This is a genomic window from Aestuariirhabdus litorea, assembly GCF_003864255.1.
Classification (GTDB): Bacteria; Pseudomonadota; Gammaproteobacteria; order Pseudomonadales; family Aestuariirhabdaceae; genus Aestuariirhabdus; species Aestuariirhabdus litorea.
The window spans coordinates 763945-788586 of sequence record NZ_QWEZ01000002.1; the positions used below are offsets into that span (position 1 = coordinate 763945).

General features: G+C 62.6%; 22 protein-coding genes. 8 read left to right on the top strand and 14 right to left on the bottom strand.

The features are described from left to right. Nucleotides 1-205 precede the first annotated feature (205 nt). Nucleotides 206-2533, top strand: a complete 2328-nt coding sequence (locus D0544_RS13605; protein WP_125017041.1) for a HEAT repeat domain-containing protein — start codon at nucleotides 206-208, stop codon at nucleotides 2531-2533. 33 nt (nucleotides 2534-2566) lie between these two features. Here the strand turns inward: D0544_RS13605 and D0544_RS13610 are convergent, their stop codons facing one another. Then, a complete protein-coding gene (locus tag D0544_RS13610) occupies nucleotides 2567-3781 on the bottom strand; it encodes a CaiB/BaiF CoA transferase family protein (RefSeq protein ID WP_125017043.1) in 1215 nt (404 codons plus the stop codon). Further along, nucleotides 3781-4962: an acyl-CoA dehydrogenase gene (locus D0544_RS13615; protein ID WP_125017045.1), complete on the bottom strand. Its 1182-nt coding sequence runs from the start codon at nucleotides 4960-4962 to the stop codon at nucleotides 3781-3783. Before D0544_RS13615 ends, D0544_RS13610 begins: the two co-directional genes overlap by 1 nt. Before the next feature lie 133 nt (nucleotides 4963-5095). Here D0544_RS13615 and D0544_RS13620 point away from each other — a divergent pair, with 133 nt between their 5' ends. Then, entirely contained in the window at nucleotides 5096-5971 is an 876-nt protein-coding gene (locus tag D0544_RS13620) for a LysR family transcriptional regulator (RefSeq protein WP_125017047.1), read from the top strand. Here the strand turns inward: D0544_RS13620 and D0544_RS13625 are convergent, their stop codons facing one another. Next, complete coding sequence (locus tag D0544_RS13625; RefSeq protein WP_125017049.1) at nucleotides 5972-6238, bottom strand: accessory factor UbiK family protein; 267 nt, start codon at nucleotides 6236-6238, stop codon at nucleotides 5972-5974. It abuts the gene before it with no gap. Between the two features lie 563 nt (nucleotides 6239-6801). Between D0544_RS13625 and glnK the strand changes: the two genes are divergently transcribed. Together glnK and D0544_RS13635 are read left to right on the top strand one after the other, a co-directional pair. Further along, the gene (glnK, locus tag D0544_RS13630) at nucleotides 6802-7140 is read left to right on the top strand and encodes a P-II family nitrogen regulator (protein ID WP_125017051.1); all 339 of its coding nucleotides are present in this window, start codon (nucleotides 6802-6804) and stop codon (nucleotides 7138-7140) included. Nucleotides 7141-7215: 75 nt separating this feature from the next. Then, a complete protein-coding gene (locus D0544_RS13635; RefSeq protein ID WP_424220787.1) occupies nucleotides 7216-8454 on the top strand; it encodes an ammonium transporter in 1239 nt (412 codons plus the stop codon). Nucleotides 8455-8893: 439 nt separating this feature from the next. Here D0544_RS13635 and D0544_RS13640 read toward each other — a convergent pair whose 3' ends face one another. Then, nucleotides 8894-10345 (bottom strand): lipopolysaccharide kinase InaA family protein, encoded by a 1452-nt coding sequence (locus D0544_RS13640; RefSeq protein WP_207905885.1) that lies wholly within the window; start codon nucleotides 10343-10345, stop codon nucleotides 8894-8896. A 182-nt stretch (nucleotides 10346-10527) separates the two neighbouring features. Here D0544_RS13640 and D0544_RS13645 point away from each other — a divergent pair, with 182 nt between their 5' ends. Continuing rightward, nucleotides 10528-10998, top strand: coding sequence for an FKBP-type peptidyl-prolyl cis-trans isomerase (locus D0544_RS13645; RefSeq protein ID WP_125017057.1), 471 nt, complete (start codon nucleotides 10528-10530; stop codon nucleotides 10996-10998). Between the two features lie 69 nt (nucleotides 10999-11067). On the opposite strand, the gene draG is transcribed toward D0544_RS13645, so the two are convergent. The 5 genes from draG to D0544_RS13670 all read right to left on the bottom strand — a co-directional run bounded on the left by draG (nucleotide 11068) and on the right by D0544_RS13670 (nucleotide 16399). Further along, nucleotides 11068-12012: an ADP-ribosyl-[dinitrogen reductase] hydrolase gene (gene draG, locus D0544_RS13650; RefSeq protein WP_125017059.1), complete on the bottom strand. Its 945-nt coding sequence runs from the start codon at nucleotides 12010-12012 to the stop codon at nucleotides 11068-11070. Continuing rightward, entirely contained in the window at nucleotides 11990-12568 is a 579-nt protein-coding gene (locus tag D0544_RS13655) for a nitrogen fixation protein NifQ (RefSeq protein ID WP_125017061.1), read from the bottom strand. The genes draG and D0544_RS13655 overlap by 23 nt, the downstream gene beginning before the upstream one ends. Continuing rightward, entirely contained in the window at nucleotides 12565-12855 is a 291-nt protein-coding gene (locus D0544_RS13660; protein ID WP_125017063.1) for a 4Fe-4S binding protein, read from the bottom strand. The genes D0544_RS13655 and D0544_RS13660 overlap by 4 nt, the downstream gene beginning before the upstream one ends. Before the next feature lie 11 nt (nucleotides 12856-12866). Next, the gene (nifB, locus tag D0544_RS13665) at nucleotides 12867-14321 is read right to left on the bottom strand and encodes a nitrogenase cofactor biosynthesis protein NifB (protein WP_125017065.1); all 1455 of its coding nucleotides are present in this window, start codon (nucleotides 14319-14321) and stop codon (nucleotides 12867-12869) included. A 398-nt stretch (nucleotides 14322-14719) separates the two neighbouring features. Further along, the gene (locus D0544_RS13670; RefSeq protein ID WP_125017067.1) at nucleotides 14720-16399 is read right to left on the bottom strand and encodes a methyl-accepting chemotaxis protein; all 1680 of its coding nucleotides are present in this window, start codon (nucleotides 16397-16399) and stop codon (nucleotides 14720-14722) included. Between the two features lie 790 nt (nucleotides 16400-17189). Here D0544_RS13670 and D0544_RS13675 point away from each other — a divergent pair. The 3 genes from D0544_RS13675 (at nucleotide 17190) to D0544_RS13685 (ending at nucleotide 18684) form a co-directional block, all read left to right on the top strand. Then, a complete protein-coding gene (locus D0544_RS13675) occupies nucleotides 17190-17579 on the top strand; it encodes a CBS domain-containing protein (RefSeq protein WP_164880935.1) in 390 nt (129 codons plus the stop codon). Between the two features lie 215 nt (nucleotides 17580-17794). Further along, nucleotides 17795-18181 (top strand): MAPEG family protein, encoded by a 387-nt coding sequence (locus tag D0544_RS13680; RefSeq protein WP_125017071.1) that lies wholly within the window; start codon nucleotides 17795-17797, stop codon nucleotides 18179-18181. Between the two features lie 74 nt (nucleotides 18182-18255). Further along, nucleotides 18256-18684 carry an MAPEG family protein gene (locus D0544_RS13685; RefSeq protein ID WP_125017073.1) on the top strand — a complete coding sequence of 143 codons (429 nt, stop codon included), beginning with the start codon at nucleotides 18256-18258 and terminating at the stop codon, nucleotides 18682-18684. Between the two features lie 188 nt (nucleotides 18685-18872). Here D0544_RS13685 and D0544_RS13690 read toward each other — a convergent pair whose 3' ends face one another. The 5 genes from D0544_RS13690 to nifA form a co-directional block, all read right to left on the bottom strand. Then, the gene (locus D0544_RS13690; protein WP_125017075.1) at nucleotides 18873-19880 is read right to left on the bottom strand and encodes an NADP-dependent oxidoreductase; all 1008 of its coding nucleotides are present in this window, start codon (nucleotides 19878-19880) and stop codon (nucleotides 18873-18875) included. A gap of 356 nt (nucleotides 19881-20236) precedes the next feature. Then, nucleotides 20237-20662: a hypothetical protein gene (locus D0544_RS13695; protein ID WP_125017077.1), complete on the bottom strand. Its 426-nt coding sequence runs from the start codon at nucleotides 20660-20662 to the stop codon at nucleotides 20237-20239. Nucleotides 20663-20769: 107 nt separating this feature from the next. Further along, complete coding sequence (locus D0544_RS13700; protein WP_125017078.1) at nucleotides 20770-22245, bottom strand: flavin-containing monooxygenase; 1476 nt, start codon at nucleotides 22243-22245, stop codon at nucleotides 20770-20772. Between the two features lie 195 nt (nucleotides 22246-22440). After that, nucleotides 22441-22893, bottom strand: coding sequence for an Hsp20 family protein (locus D0544_RS13705; RefSeq protein WP_125017080.1), 453 nt, complete (start codon nucleotides 22891-22893; stop codon nucleotides 22441-22443). 186 nt (nucleotides 22894-23079) lie between these two features. Continuing rightward, nucleotides 23080-24642, bottom strand: a complete 1563-nt coding sequence (nifA, locus tag D0544_RS13710; RefSeq protein WP_207905886.1) for a nif-specific transcriptional activator NifA — start codon at nucleotides 24640-24642, stop codon at nucleotides 23080-23082.

Consider the following 24642-nt stretch of genomic DNA (forward strand, 5'->3'; position numbering starts at 1 on the left):
TGGTTCTCTGTGGCTGGAGTGTGGCCGCAGCAGCCTAGCAGGGTCATGCGGGCAGCGCTGTGGGGAGATCGCCCCTGGTGCTGGCTGAGATTGCCGTTACCCGACTACGCCAATCTGCTAGGGTAGAGTGAGCGGACAGCGTCACCCGGACAGGGCGCTGTTTACCATCAATGGCGGGGCAAGGCTGGCAAGGATCAGAGGGCCGATGAATAAGAACGTGGAGAGCCGTGGGCGGGTGGTCGCGCGACTGGTTAGGCTGTTGCAGCAGGGTGATGAGGTGGACCGTTGTAGCGCGGCGGCCGCCCTCGGGGAGTTGCAGGCGGTGGAGGCCTCCGGGGTGCTGGTGGAGCAGCTGCGCGACCAGGATCTCGATCTCTGCATCGATGCCGCGCAGGCGCTGGGGCAGATTGGAGATGATAGCGCCGTTGCGGGCCTGCTGGAGGCGTTGGCCTGGCACGGCGATGGCGAGGTCAAGCTGGCGGCGTTGCAGGCGCTGGGCCGGATCGGCTCAGCGGCCGCATTGGAGGCCATTAAGCCCCTGTTGCTGGAGCGCCCGCAAGGGCTGGCCAGCAGCTTTACCGAGGGCTGGGACGACTGGTGGGACCTGCAGCTGGAGGCGGTGAACACCCTGGGTGAGTTAGGCTACCAGGCCGCCCTTGGGGATCTGGAGCAGCTACTGGAGCAGGATGAGGGGCAGGAGATCGAAGTGCCGCTGCTGAAGGCGATCGCGCAGATGGGAGCGCCGGGGGTGGCAAGCCTGCAGCGACGCTGGCCCCGGGCCTCACCCAGAACCCAGCGTCGTATCGCGGCCGCCCTTGGCCACAGCCCGTTGCCCGAGGCCGGCGAGACCCTGCTGGCGCTGTTGGCCAGCCCCCACGACGAGGTGCGCGAGGCGGCCCTGCGGGGGCTCGCGCAACGGGGTGGGGCGCTCCCCTGCAATGCGTTTTTGGAGGCGATCGATGACCCCAGCCCGGCGGTTCAGCTGGCGGCACTGGAGGGGTTGCAGACGGTCGGCGAAGCCCCCCTGGAGGCGGATCGTGCTCGCCAGTTGATCGCCTCGCCGGCGGCGCCGGTGCGCTGTTTTGTGCTGCGGCAGTGGCTGGCTCAGGCGGGCGAGGGAGCGTCGCTGGATGTGGTGGTGAACTGTTGCAACGGAGAGGAGGAGGCGGTGCTCGCCTGCCAGCTGCTGGCGCAGATGGGGACGGAAACCTCCCTGGCGGTACTGCTGGCGGTGGTCAACGACCCCGCTCGGTCGTTGCGGGTGCGGGTCCAGGGGATACAGGCGCTGGCACAGCGGGGGCGTTGTGAGCCCGAGGTGATGGAGGCACTGCTGGCCTGCGCGGAGCCGCAGGACGGGGTGCTGTGCCAGGCCGCGTTGCGGGCCCTGATCGCGCTCGATCCTGCGGCGGAGGCCGCAGGGCTCGACCCCTCCCCCCTCAGCTGGGTGCAGCAGCGATTGGTCGGTGCGGCGAGGGCGCCCGAGCCGACCACCGGGCCCGACCCAGAGTCCAACGCAGAACCCGAGCCCGACCTGATCCCGCTCCATGCGCTGGAGTCGGTCGAGGCGCCGCTCGAACCGCCCTCCCTGGATGAGGTGCTGGCGCAGCTCACCACCCATTACCCCGCGCAGGAGGAGGCCGCTATCGCGGCCCCCCTGGGGTCCACTCTGGAGGCGATTCATCTTCGTAACGCCGAGGCATTGGTAGCGGCGGAGCGGGAGCCGGCGACCGAGGCGGGGGATCTGTTGCCTATGGTCGAGGCGCTGCCGCCGGAGCTGGCCGAGTACGGTGCCCTGGTCAAGCACAACCTCGGGCGTATCCGCTCCCCCGGGGCGAGCCAGCCAGCGTCCGTCCCGCTGCGGGTGGTGGCCGCACAGGTACTGGGAGAGGCAAAGGCCCTCTCCAGCGTGCCGTTACTGCTGGGGTGCCTGCTGGACGACAACGCCGAGCTGCGCCAGCAGGCGCTTTTGAGTCTGGCGGAGATAGCCCGCGCGCAGCCCCACTGGCCGGGCTGGAGCGAGGCCCTTGGCCCCCTGGTAACCCAGCTAAACGCCGGTAGTGAGGGGGTGCGCCAGGCGGCGGCCCAGGCGCTGGGGGCGCTGTCGCTCGACGGCACCCGGGTGCCGCTACTGGCGGCGCTGGAGGATAGTGATGGGCTGGTGCGGTTGCAGGCGATTCGTGCACTGGTCAAGAGTGCGGGCAGCGACCCACGCAGGGCTCTCTCGCCGCGCCTGCTGGAGGCGATTCGGGGCTGCTGCGATGATAACTCCATCGCCGTGCGCACGGCGGTCATTGAGGCACTGGGGACGCTCGCGGGGCGGATGCGGGGGGCGGACGGGGTGGCGTCGCAGACGCTGGAACTGATTGTGGCCCTGGGGTTGGAAGAGGGGGGCGCGCAGGTCAGCGCCGCCGCCAAGGCGCTGGCCATGCTGGACCGGGAGGCTGCCAGCGACCGCCTGCTGGCGGTGATCGACGGTGAAGATCCGCTGCGCCGGCGGTTGGCGGTTCAGGTCCTGACCCTTCTCCAACGCTAGGTCCAGCGCCATTCACCGATCACTTACCCCCGCTTACTCCACTACCCCCTGGGCCCTGAGGCTTTCCCAGCTCTCATCGGGCAGGTCGAGCAGCTCCTTAAGCAGTTCGCGGGAGTGTTCTCCCCGCATCGGCGCCGCCCGCCCGTAATCGATGGGGGTGGCGGAGAAACGGATCGGGTTGGCGATGGTGGGCACCGTCCCGGCTTCCGGGTGGTCGAGCTGGCGCTCCATCTGCCGGTGCTGTACCTGGGGGTCGGCAAACACCTGGTCAAGGGTGTTGATGGGGCCGCAGGGCACTCCCTGGCTGGAGAGCCGATCGAGCCACCAGTCGCTCCCCTGTTGCTGCATCAGCTCCGCCACCAGGGGCACCAGATGCTGGCGATTGCGGACCCGCTCGCGATTGCTGCTGAACCGGGGGTCGCTGGCCAGCTCGTTGCGGCCGGCGATGGCGCAGAACTTGATGAACTGCGCGTCGTTGCCTACCGCGAGGATAATATGACCGTCGGCGGTGGCGAACGCCTGGTAGGGGACAATATTGGGGTGGGCATTGCCGAGGCGGCCGGGCACCTCACCGCTGGCCAGGTAGTTCATCCCCTGATTGGCGAGGGTGGCCACCTGCACATCCAGCAGGGCAAGGTCGATCTGCTGTCCCTCGCCGCTGCGCATGCGGTGCAGCAGTGCCGCCTGAATGGCGTTGCAGGCATAGAGCCCGGTCATCACATCGGCCAGGGCGACACCGGTTTTCATCGGCATCCCCTCGGCTTCGCCGGTGACGCTCATCAGCCCGCCCATGGCCTGGATCATAAAGTCGTAGCCGGCCCGCTCGCGATAGGGGCCGGTCTGGCCGAAGCCGGTGATGGAGCAGTAGATCAGTGCCGGGTTGACCGCCTTGAGGGCGTCGTAGTCGAGTCCGTATTTGGCCAGCCCCCCGACTTTGAAGTTCTCGATCAGCACGTCGCACTGCCCGGCGAGGGCGCGGATCAGCGCCTGGCCATCGGCCTGGGTGATGTCCACCGCCAGTGAGCGTTTGCCGCGGTTGGTGCTGTGGAAGTAGGCCGCCTCCCCGGTGTCGCTGCCGTCGCGGTCCTTGAGGTAGGGCGGGCCCCAGCTGCGGGTGTCGTCACCGCTGCCGGGGCGCTCGATCTTGATCACCTCGGCGCCGAAATCCGCCAGCATCTGGGTCGCCCAGGGGCCGGCCAGGATGCGGCTCAGGTCGAGGACGCGGATTCCACTCAGTGCGCCTTTCATCAGCCGAACGCCTGCAACCCGGTCTGGGCACGTCCCAGGATCAGGGCGTGCACATCGTGGGTGCCCTCGTAGGTGTTGACCGCCTCCAGGTTCATGACGTGGCGGATCACATGGAACTCGTCGCTGATGCCGTTGCCGCCATGCATATCGCGGGCGATACGGGCAATCTCCAGCGCCTTGCCGCAGTTGTTGCGTTTCATCAGCGAGATCAGCTCCACCGGGCAGGCGCCCTGGTCCATCAGCTGTCCCATGCGCAGGGCGCCCTGCAGGCCCAGGGCGATGTCGGTCTGCATGTTGGCCAGCTTAAGCTGGATCAGCTGGGTGGCGGCGAGCGGGCGGCCAAACTGCTGGCGGTCGAGGCAGTACTGGCGTGCCGCGTGCCAGCAGAACTCCGCCGCGCCCAGGGAGCCCCAGGCGATGCCGTAGCGCGCCTTGTTGAGGCAGCCGAAGGGGCCCTTGAGGCCGCTGACGTTGGGGAGCAACTGCTCCTCGCCCACCACCACGTTGTCCATCACGATCTCGCCGGTGATGGAGGCGCGGAGGCTGAACTTGCCCTCGATCTTGGGGGCCGAGAGGCCAGCCATCCCCTTCTCGAGGATAAAACCGCGGATCTCTCCGTCGAGCTTGGCCCAGACCACAAACACATCGGCGATGGGGCTGTTGGTGATCCACATCTTGTTGCCCACCAGGCGGTAGCCGCCCTCAACCCGCTCGGCGCGGCTGCGCATGCTGCCGGGATCGGAACCGGCATCGGGTTCGGTCAGGCCAAAGCAGCCGATCCACTCGCCCGTGGCCAGCTTCGGCAGGTACTTGCGGCGCTGCTCCTCGCTGCCGTAGGCGTAGATCGGGTGCATGACCAGCGACGATTGCACGCTCATGGCCGAACGGTAGCCACTGTCGACCCGCTCCACCTCGCGGGCGATCAGGCCGTAGCAGACGTGGCTGACGTTGGCGCAGCCGTACTCCTCCGGCAGGGTGGCACCGAGCAGCCCCAGCTCACCCATTTCGCGCATGATGGCCGGGTCGAACTGCTCATGGCGGCTGGCCATCAGTGCCCGGGGCATCAACTGCTTCTGGCAGTAGTCGCGGGCACTGTCGCGCACCATACGCTCCTCGTCGCTGAGCTGGGCATCGAGGTTAAAGGGATCTTGCCACTGGAAGGCGGTGCGGGACTGGCTCATGGGGTTCTCCAAAGTAAAAGCGGGATTGGAGCTACTGTACGATCTGGCTTTTGATAAATACAATATATGTTACTGATACTTTCAATCATTAACGTTGATACATTGGCGATCCACCTCCCCACAGGGAATCCTTATGGACCTGAAACGATTGCGTTATTTCACCGAACTGGCCAGCATCGGCAACTTTACCCTCGCCGCCAGCCGCCTGGGGATTGCCCAACCGGCCCTGAGCATGGCGATGCAGAAGCTGGAACAGGAGGTGGGGCTGAAGCTGATCAACCGCACTGAACGGCGCATGACCATCACCGCCGATGGCGAGGTGCTGTTGCGCTACGCGCGCCAGGTGTTGCAGTTGATGAGTGACGCCGAGCGCGAGCTGCAGGCGCAGAAGGGGGTGGAGCAGGGGGTGATTCGACTGGGGGTCTCGGCCATGCTGGCCTCCTATTACCTGCCGGAGCACCTGCTGGGGTTCTGCAAACGTTATCCCGGGGTGCGCATCACCCTGTTTGAAGCGGGCACCGCCACCCTGGAGCGGATGGTGCTGGAGGGGGAGCTGGACCTGGCCCTGCTGCGCACCGACCGTCCCCATGAGCAGATTCGCAGCCGGCCCCTGATCGAAGAGCAGATTGTGGCCTGCGTGCCCGCGGGTCATCCGCTGGCGGCGCAGCCCTCGGTGAGCCTGGCCGAGGTGACCGATCAGCCGCTGGTGCTGTTCAGGGAGGGGTATTTCCTGCGCGAGGCCCTCAGCGAGTATTCCCGCAGTGCGCGCAAGCCGCTGGATATTCGCTTTGAGACCAACCTGATCGAGCTGCTCAAGCGGCTGGTGCGCGAGGGGGTGGGGATCAGCACCTGCCTGTCGATGATTCTCGAGTCGGAGAGCGACCTCTGTGCACTGCCCTTCGATCCCCCGATTGCCCTACCGATCGGTATCGGCTGGAAGCGCAACCACTACCTTTCGCGGGCCGCGGAGGCGTTGGTCAACTACCTGCAAACACCCTCCAAGGGGTAATCAGGAGGGGGACTGGTCGCGCTTTTCCAGCTCGCTCACCAACGCCTCATAACGAGCCTCCAGGGCCTCGAGGCGGGCGCGGGTGCGGGCCAGCACGGCGGCCTGGGTATCGAACTCGTCGCGGCTGACCAGGTTGAGCTTGCCTAAGGCGTTCTGCAGCAGCAGCTGCAGGTTCTTCTCCGCATCCCGGTGGAGCTGGGACTTTTCGCCGCCGAGGATCTGCGCGGCTTGCCGGCTAAGGCCGGCGATAAACATCTTGTTGATCATATGACTGCTTCTACGGAGCCCAAAAGAGGGCGCCAGTCTACCACAGACGCACCCTAACGCCCCGCGGTTGCTTCCCCCATTTGTCCTCCTTTTTCACCGACGTGCCTAACCACTTGTTTCGTGGCTGTTTTACAGGGCCTCTGCAAGCGTCCCTGACCGCCCCCGCCGTCAAGGATGCTGCACCAGCCCTGCTCGGCCTGTGAGCCGTTCTAGTGCCCGCTGCGGCTGAGCGGGCGGGGTGCTCCCTGTTGGTGCACCGTTAGGGTGCACTGATCACAAATGGTGCTTTTTGGTGCGCCCAATCCGGGGCTGGGGGGTGTTTATATAGCTAACCTTTTGAAATAAATAGGGAAAAATAATGTGGCACAGCCAGTGCAAAGAGCCGGTACCACGTAATTGCACAGGCCGATCGCTCAATCGCAGTTACCCGAGGAGGCGTGGCCTTAGCCATCAACGCTGTACCGCAGTGTTTATGGCTAAGGTCCTTCCGGTCAGGATGACCAAAGAATAAGCCCGGGAGTCGAGCCAACGGCCAGCCCCGAAAACAAACCAGGAGATTCTACATGAAGTTAGTTTCAGCAATTGTCAAACCGTTCAAGCTCGATGATGTGCGCGAAGCCCTCTCCGAGATTGGTGTTCAGGGCGTGACCGTGTCAGAGGTCAAGGGCTTCGGTCGCCAGAAGGGCCACACCGAGCTCTACCGTGGGGCCGAGTACGTCGTTGATTTCCTGCCCAAGGTCAAGCTGGAGATCGCCATCTCCGATGAGTTGCTTGATCAGGTGATCGAGGCTATTAGCAAGGCGGCCCATACCGGCAAGATCGGCGACGGCAAAATCTTTGTAACCACCGTTGAGCAGGTGATCCGGATTCGTACCGGTGAGACCGGCACCGACGCCGTCTAACCCATTACGAATCACACGATTTTCAATTAGAGGGGAACTGTTGTGGAAAACAACCTATATCATCTCCAGTATGCAATGGATACGTTTTACTTCCTGGTGTGTGGCGCCCTGGTCATGTGGATGGCCGCCGGCTTTGCCATGCTGGAAGCGGGCCTGGTACGGTCCAAGAACACCACCGAAATTCTAACCAAGAACATCGCCCTGTACGCGATCGCCTGCATCATGTACATGGTGTGCGGCTACGCCATCATGTACGACAATTCGCTGCTGCTGTCCGGCATCGAGAGCGTTGACGTTGATGCGGTGATGGGCGACTTCGCCAGCCGTGAAGACGGCTTCGAGGGCGGCTCCATCTACGCCGGTGCCTCCGACTTCTTCTTCCAGGTAGTGTTTGTGGCCACCGCCATGTCCATCGTCTCCGGTGCCGTGGCTGAGCGTATGAAGCTCTGGTCCTTCCTGCTGTTCGCAGTAGTGATGACCGGTTTCATCTACCCCATGGAAGGTGCCTGGACCTGGGGCGGACAGTCCGTCTTCGGTATGTACACCCTCAGTGACCTTGGCTTCTCCGACTTCGCCGGCTCCGGTATCGTGCACATGGCCGGTGCGGCCGCCGCTCTCGCCGGTGTCCTGCTGCTGGGTGCTCGTAAGGGCAAGTACGGCCCCAATGGCCAGGTCAACGCCATCCCCGGTGCCAACCTGCCGCTGGCTACCCTGGGTACCTTCATCCTGTGGATGGGCTGGTTCGGCTTCAACGGTGGTTCCGTCCTCAAGCTGGGTGATGTGAGCAACGCCGCTTCTGTTGCCATGGTGTTCCTCAACACCAACGCCGCCGCTGCCGGTGGTGTTGTGGCTGCCCTGGTGGCTGCCCGCCTGCTGTTCGGCAAGGCTGACCTCACCATGGCCCTCAACGGCGCCCTCGCCGGGCTGGTGGCGATCACCGCTGAGCCCTCTACCCCCACTGCTTTCCAGGCCACCCTGATCGGTGCTATCGGTGGTGTGCTGGTGGTCTTCTCCATCCTGACCCTGGACAAGCTGAAGATCGATGATCCGGTTGGTGCCATCTCTGTACACGGTGTGGTGGGTCTGTTTGGTCTGCTGGTGGTACCGGCTACCAACAGCGGCTCCAGCTTCAGCGGCCAGCTGATCGGTGCCCTCACCATCTTCGTCTGGGTATTCGTCACCAGCCTGATCGTCTGGACCATCCTCAAGGCCGTGGCTGGAATCCGCGTCACCGAGGAGGAGGAGTACGAAGGTGTGGATCGTTCCGAGTGCGGAATGGAAGCCTACCCCGAGTTCACCAACACCTCCAAGTAATAGAAAGTCTTCTCGCTATTGGGCGCCCTCGGGCGCCCTTTTTTATGCCCAGGGACGGGCGGTATGCCGCGGGGCCAAGGATGGCCAGGAGCAGCTTATGTACAGGAAGTACGGTATGCCGCGGCCGTTTTTGGCTCCTGCAAAAACGGCACTTCCCACGTCCCTGTGGGTCGGGGCCAGGGATGGCGGTAGCGATCAGGTTGAGCGCACTCGAAGTTCCATGTAACCGGCCTGCGGCCTGATATCCAATAAGGGGGCAGGCGGCACAGGGGCTTCATCCACCAAGTCGGCAATCTAAGCCAAAGCGCAGCGTAGCCGCAGGTCGACTTGGTGGAGCCAGCGGGGATTCTTAAGGGGGCGCTGGTCGTCCCCTTAAGGCACCCGTCGGGGTGCATCCCGACAAAATGGCGGTCGCCAGACCAGGAGTGCCGGACGGCGTTCAGGCCGACAGGCGTTTGGCAACCGGTGCCAACAGGGTTTCAAACTCTTCGCGAAGCGCCCCCTCCCAGTTGCGCAGGAAGCGATCGAGATCCTTGCGCAGGGCGCTCTTGAGCGGCCCCGGGCGGCGGTGCATCCTGAGACTGTCGAGGTCGATCAGCTGGATCCCTTCGGCGGTGACCAGCAGATTGCTGGCCTTGAGGTCCCCATGGCTGAGGCGCGTGCGGTAGAGGGTGTCGAACAGATCTACCACCTGCTGCTTGAGCCGCTCCGGCGGGCAGGGGGAGCGGGCGGGTTGGCTGAGGGCGGTGTGCAGGTCGGTGCCCTCAACCGACTCCATGACCAGGAAGGCGCGCCGACGCAGGGGGCCGAAACGCTCCTCCACCAGAGCCAGCGGAGTGGGGGTGGCGATGCCCTCGAAGCGCAGGCGATAGGCGTTGCTCCAGTAGTGCCAGGCGCGACTGGGGCGAAGCCCTCGGCTAAGGGCGTGGCCCGCCCCCTTGAGGTTGTAGCGCTTGACGACCCAGCGATGCCCTTCAATCTCAACCCGGCTGACGGTGGCGGTATTGCCCTGTTTGAGGAGCTGGCCGCACTCGATCAGCGGATCGGGGTTGACCAGCAGCTGCTCCAGAGCGGGGCCGAGGGCGTCCCGTCGTGCCACCTGCCAGCGGTTGAAACGCGCCTGGCAGTGGAACTCGCTGCAGTCGCGGTAGAGTTTCTTGCGGTAGTGCTGCCAGCGCCGGGTTCGCATGCGCTGGACCGCCTCGGCCAGTGCGCTGCTGTCGAAGCCTGGATCAGCGACAACCCGGCGGTAACCTTGCCACAGGGGCGCGATCCAGTCCTCCACCGTGGCGGGCAGCTGCGCCAGCAGCAGGGCGAGGTTGTCACGGGCGCGGTCGGCGTCCAGCGGGGTCGGGTGGGCGCTGATGCCGGCGCAGTCGATCACCTGCAGGTGATCATCGGTGGCGAGGAAGTTGTCGAGGTGGATATCGGCCTGCACCAGCCCGGCACGGTGCAGGTGGGCACAGGCCTCCACGGCGCGCCCCAGAATGGCTAACCGCTGGTCGGCCTGGTCCGCCTGTTGCCAGCACTGCAGCAGCGACTGGCCGGCGCAGAAGCTGTAGAGCACCAGCGCCTGTTCAGCTTCCGGGTTCTGGTAGTGGTGCACCATTGCCGGGGTGTCGATGGCCTGCTGTTGCAGCTGTTGGTGGCCATCGTATTCGCGCTGGTAATCCTTGCGCCGGTAGAACAGCTTGGCCACCACCGGCGGCTCAGAGGCGCGTTTGAGGCGCAGCACCACCCGCCGTCCGGGCAACATGCGCAGCACGGCGCTGCAGTGCCAGGGGGCTCCCTCGTCGAGTTGAATCGAAAAGGGGGGTGCGAGATCATGGGTGGCGAGGCGCAGCGAATCCAGGGTGTGGAGGGTGGCGGGCATGGTCGGGTGCTTTGTCAAAGAGGGCCCTATTCTAGTCGCAACCGCCACGGGGGGGCCAGCCCGCCGGGGTATCCGGGTCGCCAAGGGAGGGCGCTTGATGTACTCTTTGCCCGAGGGCGTCGGATGACGGATGCAGGTGTGCGGGTCAAACCCAACTCTCCATCTTGGGCGCATAAGCCATCTATTAAACGGGAGAGACTATGTCTTTAATGATTGGGGATAACCTGGTGGTCAGCATGCATTACACACTGACCGACGACGAAGGAACGGTGATCGACAGCTCCGCTGGCGGCGAGCCGATGAGCTACCTGCACGGCTCCGGCACCATCATTCCAGGGCTCGAGAAGGAGCTGGTGGGCAAGGTGACCGGTGCCAAGGTAAAGGTCACCGTTGAGCCCGAAGAGGCCTATGGCGAAGTCGAGCCGGAGTTGATCCAGACCGTCGAGCGCGGCCTGTTCCAGGGCGTTGACACCATCGAGGCGGGGATGACCTTCCAGGCCCAGGGCCCCGATGGTTCCGTCCAGCGCATCACCGTCAAGGCGGTTGAGGGTGACGAGGTCACTATCGACGGCAACCACCCCCTGGCGGGTGTGGTTCTGCACTTTGATGTCGAGATTGTGGGTGTGCGCGAAGCCACCCCGGAAGAGATCGACCACGGTCACGTCCACTGATTGGACCTCAGCCGAACAGAAGGGAGCCCACGGGCTCCCTTTTTTATGCCCAGGGACGGGCGGTATCGATCAGGGACTGGCGGCCAGTTCAAAAGGCGCCAGGGCCAGCAGTCGGTTGGCCTGGCTGATGCACTGTTGGCGAATCGTCGGGTCGAGGGCCTGCAACCATCTGGGGGGGATATCACGCTCCCCGTAGGCGGCACCGGCCAGCATGCCGGCGATGGCGCCGGTGGTGTCGGCATCGCCGCCGCGGTTGACCACGGTCACCAGGCACTGCTCGAAGTTTTCGCTGTCGAACAGCCCTTCGAACACCACCCGCAGGGTGTGACCCATAAAACCGGTGGGGTTAAGGCAGGGACGGCGCCGGAAGCCGTAGGCCGGGTAGGCCTGGGCGAGTGGCTGCACCTGCTGTTTGAGCTGCAGCAACAGGGTTTCGCCGCGCCAAAGCCCCTGCAGCATCAGCATCACCGCCTCGGTACCGGCATCGGCCAGTGCATTGTTGTGGGTAATGTGAGCCTGCAGTCGCGAGGCCTGGCGCAGACGGGGCTCATCCAGCCCCAGGGTGGCGATCGCCAGTGGCAGGCAGCGCATACAGGCACCATTGCCGGCGCTCATCTCCTCCACCGGCATACAGGTATCCCCGGTGCGGCGGTAGCGGGCGATGCCGGCGCGCACCGTATGGCCGATATCCACCGGCTTGGCGCGCATCCAGGCGCTGAACGCCTCGGCGATGGCGCCGGGGTCTATTGCCCGGGCCTGCAACAGGGCCTCCCCCAGTGCCAGCGCCATGGTGGTGTCATCGGTGACCTGCCCCGGCTTCAAGCGCAGCCAGCCGCCACCCACAATGGAACGGTGCACTCCGTGTTCGTGGGCGATCTCCCGCGGAGTCATAAACTCCACCGTGGCGCCGAGGGCGTCGCCGACGGCCAGCCCCAGGTAGCTGCCCCGTACCCGCTCGGCAAGGGAGGGGGAGAGGGGGGCAGAGAGTCCACTATTCGGGCCCGAAGCAGTCATCGAAATCAGTGCATTGATCACAGCTGGGGGCTCGGCAGATGTAGATTCCTTCGGCTTCGCACAGCTGTTTGAAGAGAAACTTCTTCCACTTCATGTCGCGGGTGTTGAGGGCCGCCAGGGTGGGAAAGTTGTAGCTCAGCAGCTGGCTCAGGGTGGAACGGTCCCACACCCCCAGATCTTCCCACAGGTGGTTGCTCCCCTGGCAGGCCGTGGCCACCAGCTCGGCGATCCAGCGCACCGAGGGACTCGGGTCGCGGGCGTGCTGTAGCAGCAGGCGCAGCAGCTCATCGCGCAGGTCGTCGAGTCGCTCATCAAGCCGCTCGCGGCTGTTGTAAAGCTCATGGCGCCAGGCGCGGGCGAGGCCGAAGTGGCTACGCTGCAGTTCGCTGAAGGCCTCCCGGGAGAGCCCCAGCCGTTTGGGCAGCACGCCGATGCCGCTGTGCCAGCTGGCGATGATCTGCGCCAGCGGACGGGTATTGGGGTGAAACTGGGCCTGCTGCATCAGGCGGCTGAACTGCAGCTCCCGCCCTGCGTGACGGTTGGGAGCGCAGCTCATGGCAGCAGGCTGGCCGCCGGTTGACCCTCCATCGCGACGACGCGAAGGGTGGGGGGGATACCGGTGAGAGAGCCGGGCGGGTGCAGTGCCTGTCCCTCGCCATCCAGCAGGGCGCCCTCCACCGGGCAGATACTGGCGCACTGGGGGTCGGCAAAGTGGCCCGCGCATTCGGTACAGCGCAGTGAATCAATATGAAATTGACTCACCCCCTGGGATATTGCGTTACTCGGGCAGAGGTCGAGGCACGCGTAGCAGTTAACGCAACGATCACTGATGCTGAATGACATAAACCAGCCTCCTAGGCCGTGGCCTGTTGTGGGTGAGAGGTTGTCAGTTTTCCCTGCTCGAGAAGATCCTGGTAGAAACGGTCGAGGGCCTGGTCGATCGGTTCCAGGGCATAGCTGCTGCTGGGCTCGATTCCTGCGCGTTCCAGTTGCTGCCAGGGGCCGATGCCGATGCGCGAACAGAGCACGCCGTTGCAGTCGGCCAGCGCCCCCAGGTGACCCTCAAGACGCTCCTCCTCCTCGGGGCAGTCGCTTGCACCACTACAATAGAGGGCGACCGCGCGGCGCTCGACAAAAGCGCGGCGCCCAGCGCTGACCCGGTAGATGGAAAAGTGGCGGGCGTGACCGAAGTGCTCATCCACCACCTGCCCGCCTTTACTGGCCACCGCGATCAGCGCCTCGGGAGGTGGCTTGGCGGCCAGAGGTGGGGTGGCTTCGGCCAGGGAATCGAGAATGGCACGCTGTACCCGCTGGCGCCTGGCCATGGCTGTGGGGTAGTCGATCTCCTGGCTGGCAATCTTGTCGAGGGTGAACTCCTGTCCCCGGTCCTCCCCCAGCATCCCCACTGCATCGGCGCGGCACTGGCGGCAGTGGCGCATCATGCTCATGGAGTCGCTGCAGCTCTCCTGCAGGGCGTGAAGCTCGGCGTTGGAGGGGGCGCGCTGGCCCGTCACCCCGTAAAAGGTGCCGTGCTCCGCCTCGGCGATCAGCGGCATCACGTTGTGGAGGAAGGCTCCGCGCTCCTTCACCGCCCGGCTCACCTCGGCCAGGTGGTGGTCGTTGACGCCCGGGATCATTACCGAGTTCACCTTCACCAGCACCCCCCTCTCGACCAGCATCTCCAGCCCCTTGAGCTGGTTGCGGATAAGGATCTTGGCGGCCTTGACGCCACGGATACGGCGGTGATTCCAGAAGATCCAGGGGTAGATACGGGCGCCGATTTCGGGGTCGAGACAGTTGATGGTGATGGTGACGTGCTGGATATTGTAGCGGGCGATCTCGTCGGCAAACTCCGGCAGTCGCAGGCCATTGGTGGAGACGCAGAGCTTGATGTCCGGGGTCTCTTCGCTGAGGCGGCGGAAGGTCTCGAAGGTACGCTCGGGGTTGGCTAAAGGGTCGCCAGGGCCGGCGATCCCCAGCACCGTCATCTGCGGGATGGCAGCAGCCACCGCCTTTACCTTGCGGATCGCCTGGTCGGGGGTCAGTACTTCGGAGACCACCCCGGGGCGCGATTCGTTGCTGCAGTCGTATTTGCGGTTGCAGTAGTGGCACTGGATGTTGCAGGCCGGCGCCACCGCTACGTGCATACGGGCGAAATGGTGGTGGGCCTTCTCCGAGAAGCAGGGGTGGTTCTGCACCTGTTCGCGGACCGAAGCCGGCAGCCCGGCCAGCCCGTCGTCGTTGGTGCCGCAACCCTTGGCCTTGCAGCCGCGGGTGGGTGGCGTTGCTGTACTGGCGATCAGTTCCATCGCGTGTCTCCTCGGATCTCTGCCCTAAACGCATCGGTTAGTTGGGTAGAGCAAGGAGCGTGCCCGCCCGCTGGGGGTTGCTAACTGATTGATTTAATTAGGTTAGTACTGGGCGTACCGGTACCCTTGTCGGGAAGGCGACAGGGCCTCGGCGCACTTTGTGAGGGGTACGACAGAGGCGGGTAGGGTTGGTTTAGCGCTGCATCTGGAAGTGAAACGGTTACCTCCACTACCGATGAGCGTTAACGAGGTATGAGCCTTCATGTCAAACCACGGGTTGTCGAAGGCCCGTTGAGGTGCCACCCCTGACACTAACACCGGGGAGGGGCGTGCCATTGGGGTTTACATAAAAAAAGGGCTCCGTGCAGGGAGCCCTTGGTTGAGGTATGGGTTTTTCCCTAGGCCACCTTGAATTCTTGCACCAGTGACTTCAGGTTTTCAGCAAGCTGTGCCAACTCCTCTGTTGCCACTGCCACCTGTTGGGCACCGGCCTCTGCATCGTGCTCGCTCTCATTAATTATGCTGATCGACTGGTTGACCTGCTCGGCAACGGCACTCTGCTGTTCGGCGGCGCTGGCAATCTGGTTGTTCATGTCGGTAATCAGGTCGACGGAGCGGGTAATCTCGGTCAACGCCGTGGAGGCCTGCCGCGAGAGATCAACAGCCTGCGTTGCCTTTTCGTAACCCCGGTTCATTGCTTCCACGGAGCCTCGGGCCTCCGCCTTGAGCCCGCTGATCATCTCCTGAATGGAGGTTGTGGACTCCTGGGTGCGTGAGGCCAGCGTGCGAACCTCATCGGCTACCACAGCAAACCCTCGTCCCTGCTCGCCAGCGCGGGCCGCTTCGATAGCGGCGTTAAGGGCCAGCAGGTTGGTCTGGGCGGCAATGGAGGTGATCACCTCGAGAATGGTATCGACGTTTTCGGTCTGCTCACCCAGGCGGGTGATCGCATCCCTGGACTCTTCGATACTGTGGGCCAGCTCCTGAATGGAGGCATTGACCTGAGACACCACCTCCTCTCCCTTGCGAGCTTCTGCATCCGCCGTGGTGGTCGAGTCGGCCGCTTCCGTTGCGTTTCGGGCCACGTCCCGCACGGTCGCCGACATCTCATTCATGGCCACAGAGGTTTGATTGAGCTGCTCGGTTTGAAGTTCGATACTTTTCGCCGACTGGGTGGTGATGGTTGCCACCTCGTTGGTGGCACCGCTCAGCTGCTCGGTTCCGGCTGCGATCTGGGAGACCATGTCCAGCAGCTTATGGCTCATCACCTGCATGGCATGCAGCAACTGTCCAGTTTCATCCTTCGAACGTACATCAATCTGTACGGTGAGGTCGCCCTGTGCCAGACGTTCCGTTGCGTCAACGGCCTGCGCCAGGGGCTTGGTGATTGCCCGGGTAACCATCACACCAAATGCCAGGCCAAAGAGGGCGGATAACAGTCCGATCATTACCATTCCCTTAAGACCGGCCTCCTCGTCGTGGTGCACTTTTTCGAGGGTGTGGTCAGTCATTTTTTCGACGCTGACGAGCACTTTTTGGAGGTGCTCATTAATTTGGCTTTGCGCATGCTCCAGGGCAATCACCTCGGAATCGGTAACGGCCTCACCACGCGTGAGCTTCATCATCATCGGCTCAACCTTCTGCTCATAGGCCCGGTGCTCTTTTTCTGCAGCAAGCATCGATTGCTCGATAGCCTCAAGCTCTACCAGCAGTTCTTGGGAAAGCGCGTGGGTTTTGGCAGTCGCGACGATCTGCTCCCCCTGTTTAATCTCATGGTCGATCTCTGACGCCAGTTCCGTGATCTGGCGGTGCAGTCCAGGCACCGTCTCCTCGGCGGCGGTAATGCCGGCGATACGCATCGCCTTCTCGATGCGGATCGCCTTTTCGAGCTGCTTGGTGGTGATGTCGGATATCAGCTCGATCAGTGGCATGTCCTCATTCTGAACGGCTTGCAGCTCATGACCGATCAGGCGCATCTTACTGATGCCGTAGACCGATGAGATGGCCAGTAAAACTAAAAGCACGGCAATAATGGAACCGATTTTTTTGCCGATTTTAAGATCATAAAAATGTTGCATGTGGTACTCCCTGTATTAAACACGATGCGTTTGTGCCCATTCTGGCGTTTTTTTAGTAATTGGTATGACCAGTTGACCGTGGTGATTTTGTAATGGATAGAGTAATCGGGAGAGGGGGTAGACTTATTGATCTCGAGGGTGGTTTTGTTGGGTTTTTTTGCGAGCACAAGCACATAATTTAATTTTTTAAGTTGCTGATATATAAGAGATGATCTTTATGCCCTTAAAGCATTAGCCTGTGCCCGGCCTTAAGGGGGATGGCGCCCTTGCTGTGCTTCGTGGCGGTGATCAACCGTCGTTTGAGCAACGCGATCCTGCCCGGTTGAGTCTCAGGCTTTCCAGTCTGGGCTGTGGACGCCCATCCCGGGCGGATAGGAAACTGTGCCTGCCTATCCCCGGGGGCGCGCTGGGGTTGCGTAGTAGCGTCGGGCCTTGTTCTGGCGGTGCATCGCTAACCCCTATCCGCGGCAAGTCCGGTTATCAATCCAGCCTGTTGTGATCAAACGCTGACCCATCCGAATGCCGGCCAATGACAGCAGGTCGTTTTCGACGGCGCGCATCTGCTCATCCGTGAAAAGCCGTGGGGCTACAAGTTACGGGTAACGTGGCGCAGCCGGCGGCTTGATGGAGCGGAGTTACCGGGTCGAGCGCCTGATAAGGATTTCAGATACAAGTGGCAATGCGGCCGAGGAGCTTTTCATGAAATCCGTCTATCTTAGGGTATCAGCAGGAGATCTGCGGATAGCGTTGTGCCAACCCCAGGATGATAGGAAGAATAAGGAGCAACTCGATGGAGCGAGCGATCCAGGCCATTATTCAGCAGCCGGTGGTTTGCGTGGGTGCCGATGACAGCATTGAGTCGGTGCAGCAGACGCTGGATAAAAACCGTCTCCACTGTGTGCCGGTGCTGGATGCACAGGGTGGCTGTTTTGGAGTGATCAGTGCCCAGGACCTGGTCCATTTCCATGTTCTCAATAAGAACGCAAAGGCTGAACGGGCGTGGGAGGCCTGTAGCCACAAGGTGATCGAAGTGGCCTCGGGTGCTTCGGTGCGGGAGGTCGCTGAACTGATGATGGCTCACCATATACATCATGTACTGATCATGGAGGCCGGCGATATCCTTGGCATTGTGTCGTCGGTGGATATCATTCGCCACTGCTTTGACTGCATGAATCTCTAGGAGGTCGTGCTCAGCCGTATGAGCGGTTTAGCGGGTTGTCGGTCGTTTTTGCGCCTCGCCCTTCTTGCCAGCAGCCCATGGCAATCAGCCAAAGCAGGGTATCTCGAAAGGTACCCTGGCTAACCAGTCGGCTTATTGGTTTTTCCTGCAAAGAAACAGTTCTCTCATACAGCTCCTGGGGCTAGGCTGTAGTGGCTTACCCTACAGGAGTTGTTATGATCAATTTTCACTGGTTTGCTCTCTTTGCTGCGCTTAATGGCCTGCTGCTGCTCTTGCTCACCATCAACGTTTCCCGGCTGCGGATGAAACATCGCATCTCCTACGGCGACGGGGGCAATCGCGAGCTGATGCTGGCGATCCGGGTCCACGCCAACGGGGTGGAGCAGGTGGTGATCTTCGGCCTGGTACTGTTGGCGCTGGCGTTGCTGCGGGCACCCCAGTGGCTGCAGGAGGCGCTGGTGGTGGGCTTTACCCTGTCGCGCCTGGCCCACGCCTATGGCATGCTGGGTCGGGTGCACCGGATGCGGCAGCTGGGAGCGGCGGTGACCTATCTCGCCCAGGCGGTGGCGGTGGTGGCCCTGCTGCTGGTGCTGCTGGGCTAAGGGGGATTTCGACCCTAGGCCGCTAGCTATCGGTGAGAGTTCAATAACAATAACCCACAGGATAAGGAGATAGGATGGACGCGCATTTAATACTGCAACCGGTGTTTGTGGTGGGTCTGTTGACCCTGGCGATGGCACTGTGGATGCTGGTGACCCGCATCCCCACCATGACGCGGATGAAGATCCACCCCCAGGAGGCGCAGAACACCAGCAAGCTGGTGGACCTGTTACCGGCGGAGGTGACCCGCATCTCCAACAACTACAACCACCTGTTCGAACAGCCGACCCTTTTCTACGCCGTGGCCATCGCCATTGCGCTGCTGGGCCACGTTGATACCCTGCATCTGGTCTGCGCCTGGGCCTACGCCGGTTTGCGCATCCTCCACTCTCTGGTGCAGGCCACCATCGACCGGGTGATGATCCGCTTCAGCCTCTTTATCCTCTCCTGGATCGCACTGGCTATAATGCTGGTGCGCGAAGCGCTGGCGGTGTTTGGTATGTAGGAAAAGCTGATCCTGACCATCCTTTAGCATCGGTTATTACTCAGGCTTGGTCCAATTACAGGCTAAGGTCATGACTGCTTCAAGGGCAGATCGTCAGCGTACATGCCTAATTAAAAAAGGCCTGCACAATGCAGGCCTTTTAACTGAGGGTCCGTCACTATAGGGTTTGTCCTCGGGTACGGGCTGGCTTACAGCCTGACCAGCATCTTGCCGGTGTTTTTGCCTTCAAACAGGCCGATAAAGGCGTCGGGGGCCTGTTCGATACCCTCAAACACGGTCTCCTGCCAGCTGATTTTTTTCTGCTGGATCCACTGCGCCATCTCGGCCACAAAGGCGGGGTAGCCGTCCCAGTGGTCGGAGACGATAAAGCCCTGCATCTTCAGCTTTTTGGTGACCAGGTTGGAGAGGTTGGCCGGCCCTGGCTGGGGTGCGGTGGCGTTGTAGAGATCGATCATGCCGCATACAGCGATGCGGCCATGGGCGTTCATGCGGTTGAGCACCGCCTCCAGGTGGGCGCCGCCGACGTTTTCAAAGTAGACGTCGACCCCCTCGGGGGTGGCGGCGGCGATATCCTTGTGGAGGTTCTGGCTGGTCTTGTAGTTGACCACCGCATCTACCCCCAGCTCCTCCTTCAGGTAGCGGGCCTTGGCGTCGGAGCCCACGCTGCCGGCGACGTAGCAGCCCTGCAACTTGGCGAGCTGGCACACCAGGGCACCCACGGCGCCCGAGGCCGCCGACACAAACACCCGGTCACCCGGCTTCAGTTCGGCGATCTTCATCAGCCCTACGTAGGCGGTCATTCCGGGCATGCCCATCACCCCCAGGAACGCCTGCTCGGGGATGCCGTTGTCCGGCAGCGGCTGCAGCTCTTCGCCGCTGGTAATGAAGTACTGGCGCCACCCCTTGCTGCTGGCCACCTTGGTGCCTACGGCAAAAGCGGGGTTGTTGGACTCCACCACCTCGCCGACGGCGCCGCCCTCGAGGGGCTCGTTGAGGGCGAAGGGGGCGATGTAGCTGTCTCGTTCGCTCATGCGCCCACGCATATAGGGGTCGACCGACATCCACAGGTTCTTGACCAGCACCTCGCCCGCGCCGAGCGTGGGCAGGGGGGTGGAAACAAGCTGGAAGTTGTCGTGGGTGGGCTGCCCCTCGGGGCGGCTTTTAAGGATGATCTGCTGATTCGCTTCGATGTACATACTGGCCTCTGGATTGGGTTCAGATTCTGTAAGGTATAGACTACGCGCCGCGCTATAATGCATCCAATGCATTATTCTGATAGTTAATATAATTATCGTTTATGGTAGCTTTAGCCTGAACTTCACCGGACTCTCCGCGGCCGATCTCAATCTGCTGCCGGTGCTGCAGCTGCGGCAGCAGGTCTACGAGGCGCTGACCCACACCTTGGGCCAATTGGATAATGATGGCTTTAGGTAGGGTAAAGTTGGGTTAGTCGAGTTGTTGTAAAGGTCGAACTATAGAGAAGGATTTGATTGAAGGGCTCTGTAAATGGCACGTAAAGCTACACACTGACAGCTAGCCAACCTGCAATCACTTATGCCGTGTTGCATGCAGGGTAGTCGCCATTTTTTTTGAAAAACTCCCAAATAACGGCGCGTTCAATCAGTTTTATAAAAGCCTTGCCCTCTTTCTCTGGGCGATCCACAGGAAGGATGGCTACATATAGGTTTTCAGGTGGGGCGACATTGGGCACCCCTTTCAGGAACTGATTCGAGTAGGTCAGTCCACCGCTATGGCCTCTCTTCGCAAAGAAAGCTGACTGAGAAAACTGATAAAGCCTTTTGGCGATTGTCTGTCCTGTTGTTTCACCAACATAAATAATATTTGCAGAGGTTAATTTGGGCGGTGAACTGGGCTTATGACTAAAGTGAGCCAATATGTAGACACCACGAAGCCCTACCCCCGTAATGCATTTGTAGTCCTTAAATTGCACCCAGCCATTAAAGTTGGGGATATCCATCTCACCACCCTGAAAAAAGACGTCGATATAACCTGTAGCCTGAAGCAGAAGGATTGGAAGAGAAAGCGGTGGCTTTGCTCTCTTTCATTGGTATACGCCACCCGAAGCTACTCAAAAGTCATCACCCCATCGTCGAGTCGGCCGTAGCGGATACGGAGCATATCCTTGATCACGTTGTCGTTGTTGCGCCAGGGGGCGAGGGTGCCCTGGCGGGGGATGCGGTCGAGGGCGCGCAGGATGTAACCCGAGCTGAGGTTGACGATCGGCTGGCGCTCCATGTCGGTGAACTCGGCGTGGCGTTTGCAGTGCTCAACTGAGGGCATGGCCTGGTCGTAGTGGTGGCGGTCCATATGGTTGAGCAGGCGGCAGACATAGTCGCAGGTGAGGTCCGCCTTCAGGGTCCAGCTGGCGTTGGTGTAGCCAAACACCGTGGCCAGGTTGGGGACGCCGTTGAACATCATGCCGCGGTAGTTGAGCAGCTCGTTGAATTGGAGCGGCTTGCCGTCGAGGGAGAGGCTCATGCCCGCCAGGAACTCCACCTGAAGCCCGGTGGCGGGGACGATGATATCGGCATCCAGCAGTTTGCCGGAGCTGAGCTCGACGCCGTTTTTGGTAAAGCGGCGGATGCGGTCGGTGACGATGTCGGCGGCCCCGCTGCGCAGGGCGGCGAACAGGTCGCCATCGGGGATCAGGCACATACGCTGGTCCCAGGGGTTGTAGTTGGGGGTGAAGTGGGGGTCTACCGGAACCTCGGGGCCCAGCTCACGGGCCGCCTGCTGCTTGAGGAACTGGCGCACCTTGTCGGGCTTGCGGCGCGAGAGGCTGTAGATATAGACCGACAGCAGGGCGTTTTTCAGGCGCATCAGCTTGTAGGCGATCCCCGCGGGCAGCAGCCGGTTGGCCCAGAGGGCGATGGGGTCGATGGCGGGTCGGCTGAAGATATAGGTGGGGGAGCGCTGCAGCAGGGTGACCTGGGCGGCGCGGCGCGCCATGGCGGGTACCAGGGTGACGGCGGTGGCGCCGCTGCCGATCACCAGTACCCGCTTGTTGTCGTAGTCCAGCGCTTCGGGCCAGTGCTGGGGGTGGGCGATGGTGCCCTCAAAGTCGTCGTAGCCTTGGAACTCCGGCAGGTAGCCCTGCTCGTAGTTGTAGTAGCCGGTGCAGGTGATGAGGAAGTTGCAGCGCAGGCTGAAGGGCTCGCCATCGCGGGTGCCGGTGAGGGTCCAGCGGCGCTCCTCCGAGCACCAGTTGGCGCCGGTGACGCGGTGGCCGAAACGGATCTTCCGGTCGACCCCGTACTCGGCGGCGGTCTCCTTCAGGTAGTTGAGGATATCCTGGGCGTCGGCGATATCCTTGCGTTGGGTCCAGGGGCGAAAGCTGTAGCCGAAGGTGTACATGTCCGAGTCGGAACGCACGCCGGGGTAGCGAAACAGGTCCCAGGTACCGCCGATGGCATCGCGCCCCTCGAGAATCGCGAAGCGATGGTGAGGGTTTTTCATGGTCAGGTGGCAGCCCGCGCCAATCCCCGATACCCCCGCCCCTATGATCACCACATCCAGCTGTTCGGTCGCTGTGTCCGCCATGCCTGTGCCCTCAGTGCGGCCAGTGTGCCGCCGTTTTTTATTGTTATAGGCCGTTGTGCGGGCGGCTCTGCGCCTGCACCGGCGTTTCATACTGACGCAATCGGATGGGGAAATAAAGGGTGTTGGCGGGGGTAGCTGGCGGGGAAGATGCGGGACAAAAAAAGGCCGCCCCTGAAGGGCGGCCCGGAGTCCCAATCAGGACTCGCTGTGTTCCAGCGGCGCCTTGTCACCGGCGATCTCGATGGTGCGCGGTTTCATCGCTTCTGGAATCTCTTTTTTCAGGCCGATGGTCAGCAGGCCGTTGTTGAGGTCGGCCCCGGTGACTTCGATGTAGTCGGCCAGGTTGAATTTGCGCTCGAAGCTGCGGGTCGCAATGCCCTGGTGGAGGAAGTGACGCTTGCTCTTCTCCTCCTGCTTCTTGCCGTGTACCCGCAGGACGCCGTTCTCGGTCTCGATGTTCAGCTCGGAGCGGTCAAAGCCGGCCACGGCCAGGGTAATGGCGTACTGGTTCTCGCCCACCACTTCGATGTTGTAGGGGGGGTAGCCGGGGGCACTCTGGTCGCCGCGCAGGGCGTTGTCGAGCAGGGAGCCAAAACGGTCGAAGCCGATGCTGTTGCGGTACAGGGGGGTTAAATCGATGGTGTTCATGTGCATATCCTCCAACGGAAGCGATATTGGGTTAAAGCGGGGTCGTCGCCCCAGGGTGAGAGGTCGTTCTGCTGGAGACCCGACCTTCCTATTAGCGGATATAGGGATCGGAGGTGAGGGTTTCAAGGGGATTTGTTTGAAAAAAAACGCCCCGCCGGATAGGCGGGGCGCCGGAGGATATGGCCGCTAGATGCGGCGCACCGGGATATCCAGGGTCTGGATACGGTAGGCCACCTGGCGGGGCGTCATCCCCAACAGGCGAGCGGCCTTGGCCTGTACCCAGCCCGCCTGTTCGAGGGCGGCCATTACCCGATCGCGCTCGTCCAGCTCGGGGTTGTCGAGATCGACGCTGGTGCTCATCGGCAGGGGGGCCCGGCTCTCCATCGACACCACCCCGGTGAGGCGGATCACCTCCTGGTCGATGGCGCCATCGGCGCTCATGATGGCGGCCCGCTCCAGGCAGTTCTCGAGCTCTCGCACGTTGCCGGGCCAGTGGTGCTGCATCAACAGGCGCACCGCATTGTCGTTGATCTCCAGCTCCCGCCCCTGGCGGCGCGCAAGCTTGCCCACCAGGAAGCGGGCCAGGGCCGGCAGGTCCTCGATGCGGTCACTCAGGGGCGGTACCTGGATCGGCATCACGTTGAGGCGGTAGTAGAGGTCCTCGCGGAAATCCCCTGAGGCCACTTCGGCCTCGAGGTCGCGGTTGGTGGCGGCGATGATGCGCACATCCACGGTCAGGGTCTTGGTGCCGCCTACCCGCTGCAGCTCCCCCTCCTGCAGCACTCGCAGCAGCTTGGCCTGGAAGGTGGGGCTGATCTCGCCGATCTCGTCGAGGAACAGGGTGCCGCCATCGGCTTGTTCGAAGCGCCCCTTGTGCTGGTGGGTGGCGCCGGTAAAGGCGCCCTTTTCGTGGCCGAACAGTTCCGACTCCAGCAGATTGTCGGGCAGGGCGGCGCAGTTGAGTTTGACGAAGGCGGCGTTGGCCCTCGGCGAGTTGTAGTGAATGGCGCTGGCGATCAGCTCCTTGCCGGTGCCCGACTGGCCGCGGATGAGCACGGTGGTGTCCCACTTGGCCACCTGGCGCACCTGCTCGAACACCCGTCGCATGGAGCTGGAGGAACCGACCACGTTGTCGAAGCCGTGCTCTGCCTTGATGGCGCGGCGCAGGCTGTCGCGTTCGTTGGTGAGGGTCTGGCGCTCGTGCTCTACATCCCAGGCCAGGCGCACGCTGTTGCCCATCAGGTTGGCGATCATCTCCATCAGCTGCACCCGCTCCTCCAGCATCGCGCGCCCCTCAGCAGGGGGCTGCGCCGCCAGCACCCCCACCGGACTGTCGTTGCCGGCAAAGATGGGCACGCCGATAAAGGGCAGGGTGGTGTTGTAGAGCCCGAGGCGGTCGAGGAACTGGGGCTCGTCCGCCAGCCGCGAGGCCACCAGGGGTTCGCCGCTCTTGAGGATACGCCCGGTCAGCCCCTCTCCCTCGCGGTAGCTGATGGTGGGGGGCAGGGAGGCACCCGGGGCGTGTACCGCGCTCAGCAGCAGCTCACCGCTGGCGGGGTCGAGCAGTGCCGCCATGCCGTGGGACATATTGGCGCGCAGGTGCAGAACCTCCAGCACCTGCTTGAGGATACTGTTGAGGTCGAGGGAGTGGTTGAGCACTTCGCTCACCCGGTAGAGGGTGTCGAGCTGTACGCTCAGGCGCTGCTCGCGACCGGGTTGTTTTCCAGGGGGGTATTCAACGTCGTTCAC

What these genes read in the sequence shown, in the direction of transcription:
- D0544_RS13605 (WP_125017041.1), top strand. Translation starts at nt 206, where the DNA reads ATGAATAAGAACGTGGAGAGCCGTGGGCGGGTGGTCGCGCGACTGGTT.
- D0544_RS13610 (WP_125017043.1), bottom strand. Translation starts at nt 3,781, where the DNA reads ATGAAAGGCGCACTGAGTGGAATCCGCGTCCTCGACCTGAGCCGCATC.
- D0544_RS13615 (WP_125017045.1), bottom strand. Translation starts at nt 4,962, where the DNA reads ATGAGCCAGTCCCGCACCGCCTTCCAGTGGCAAGATCCCTTTAACCTC.
- D0544_RS13620 (WP_125017047.1), top strand. Translation starts at nt 5,096, where the DNA reads ATGGACCTGAAACGATTGCGTTATTTCACCGAACTGGCCAGCATCGGC.
- D0544_RS13625 (WP_125017049.1), bottom strand. Translation starts at nt 6,238, where the DNA reads ATGATCAACAAGATGTTTATCGCCGGCCTTAGCCGGCAAGCCGCGCAG.
- glnK (WP_125017051.1), top strand. Translation starts at nt 6,802, where the DNA reads ATGAAGTTAGTTTCAGCAATTGTCAAACCGTTCAAGCTCGATGATGTG.
- D0544_RS13635 (WP_424220787.1), top strand. Translation starts at nt 7,216, where the DNA reads ATGGATACGTTTTACTTCCTGGTGTGTGGCGCCCTGGTCATGTGGATG.
- D0544_RS13645 (WP_125017057.1), top strand. Translation starts at nt 10,528, where the DNA reads ATGTCTTTAATGATTGGGGATAACCTGGTGGTCAGCATGCATTACACA.
- draG (WP_125017059.1), bottom strand. Translation starts at nt 12,012, where the DNA reads ATGACTGCTTCGGGCCCGAATAGTGGACTCTCTGCCCCCCTCTCCCCC.
- D0544_RS13655 (WP_125017061.1), bottom strand. Translation starts at nt 12,568, where the DNA reads ATGAGCTGCGCTCCCAACCGTCACGCAGGGCGGGAGCTGCAGTTCAGC.
- D0544_RS13660 (WP_125017063.1), bottom strand. Translation starts at nt 12,855, where the DNA reads ATGTCATTCAGCATCAGTGATCGTTGCGTTAACTGCTACGCGTGCCTC.
- nifB (WP_125017065.1), bottom strand. Translation starts at nt 14,321, where the DNA reads ATGGAACTGATCGCCAGTACAGCAACGCCACCCACCCGCGGCTGCAAG.
- D0544_RS13670 (WP_125017067.1), bottom strand. Translation starts at nt 16,399, where the DNA reads ATGCAACATTTTTATGATCTTAAAATCGGCAAAAAAATCGGTTCCATT.
- D0544_RS13675 (WP_164880935.1), top strand. Translation starts at nt 17,190, where the DNA reads ATGGAGCGAGCGATCCAGGCCATTATTCAGCAGCCGGTGGTTTGCGTG.
- D0544_RS13680 (WP_125017071.1), top strand. Translation starts at nt 17,795, where the DNA reads ATGATCAATTTTCACTGGTTTGCTCTCTTTGCTGCGCTTAATGGCCTG.
- D0544_RS13685 (WP_125017073.1), top strand. Translation starts at nt 18,256, where the DNA reads ATGGACGCGCATTTAATACTGCAACCGGTGTTTGTGGTGGGTCTGTTG.
- D0544_RS13690 (WP_125017075.1), bottom strand. Translation starts at nt 19,880, where the DNA reads ATGTACATCGAAGCGAATCAGCAGATCATCCTTAAAAGCCGCCCCGAG.
- D0544_RS13695 (WP_125017077.1), bottom strand. Translation starts at nt 20,662, where the DNA reads ATGGATATCCCCAACTTTAATGGCTGGGTGCAATTTAAGGACTACAAA.
- D0544_RS13700 (WP_125017078.1), bottom strand. Translation starts at nt 22,245, where the DNA reads ATGGCGGACACAGCGACCGAACAGCTGGATGTGGTGATCATAGGGGCG.
- D0544_RS13705 (WP_125017080.1), bottom strand. Translation starts at nt 22,893, where the DNA reads ATGAACACCATCGATTTAACCCCCCTGTACCGCAACAGCATCGGCTTC.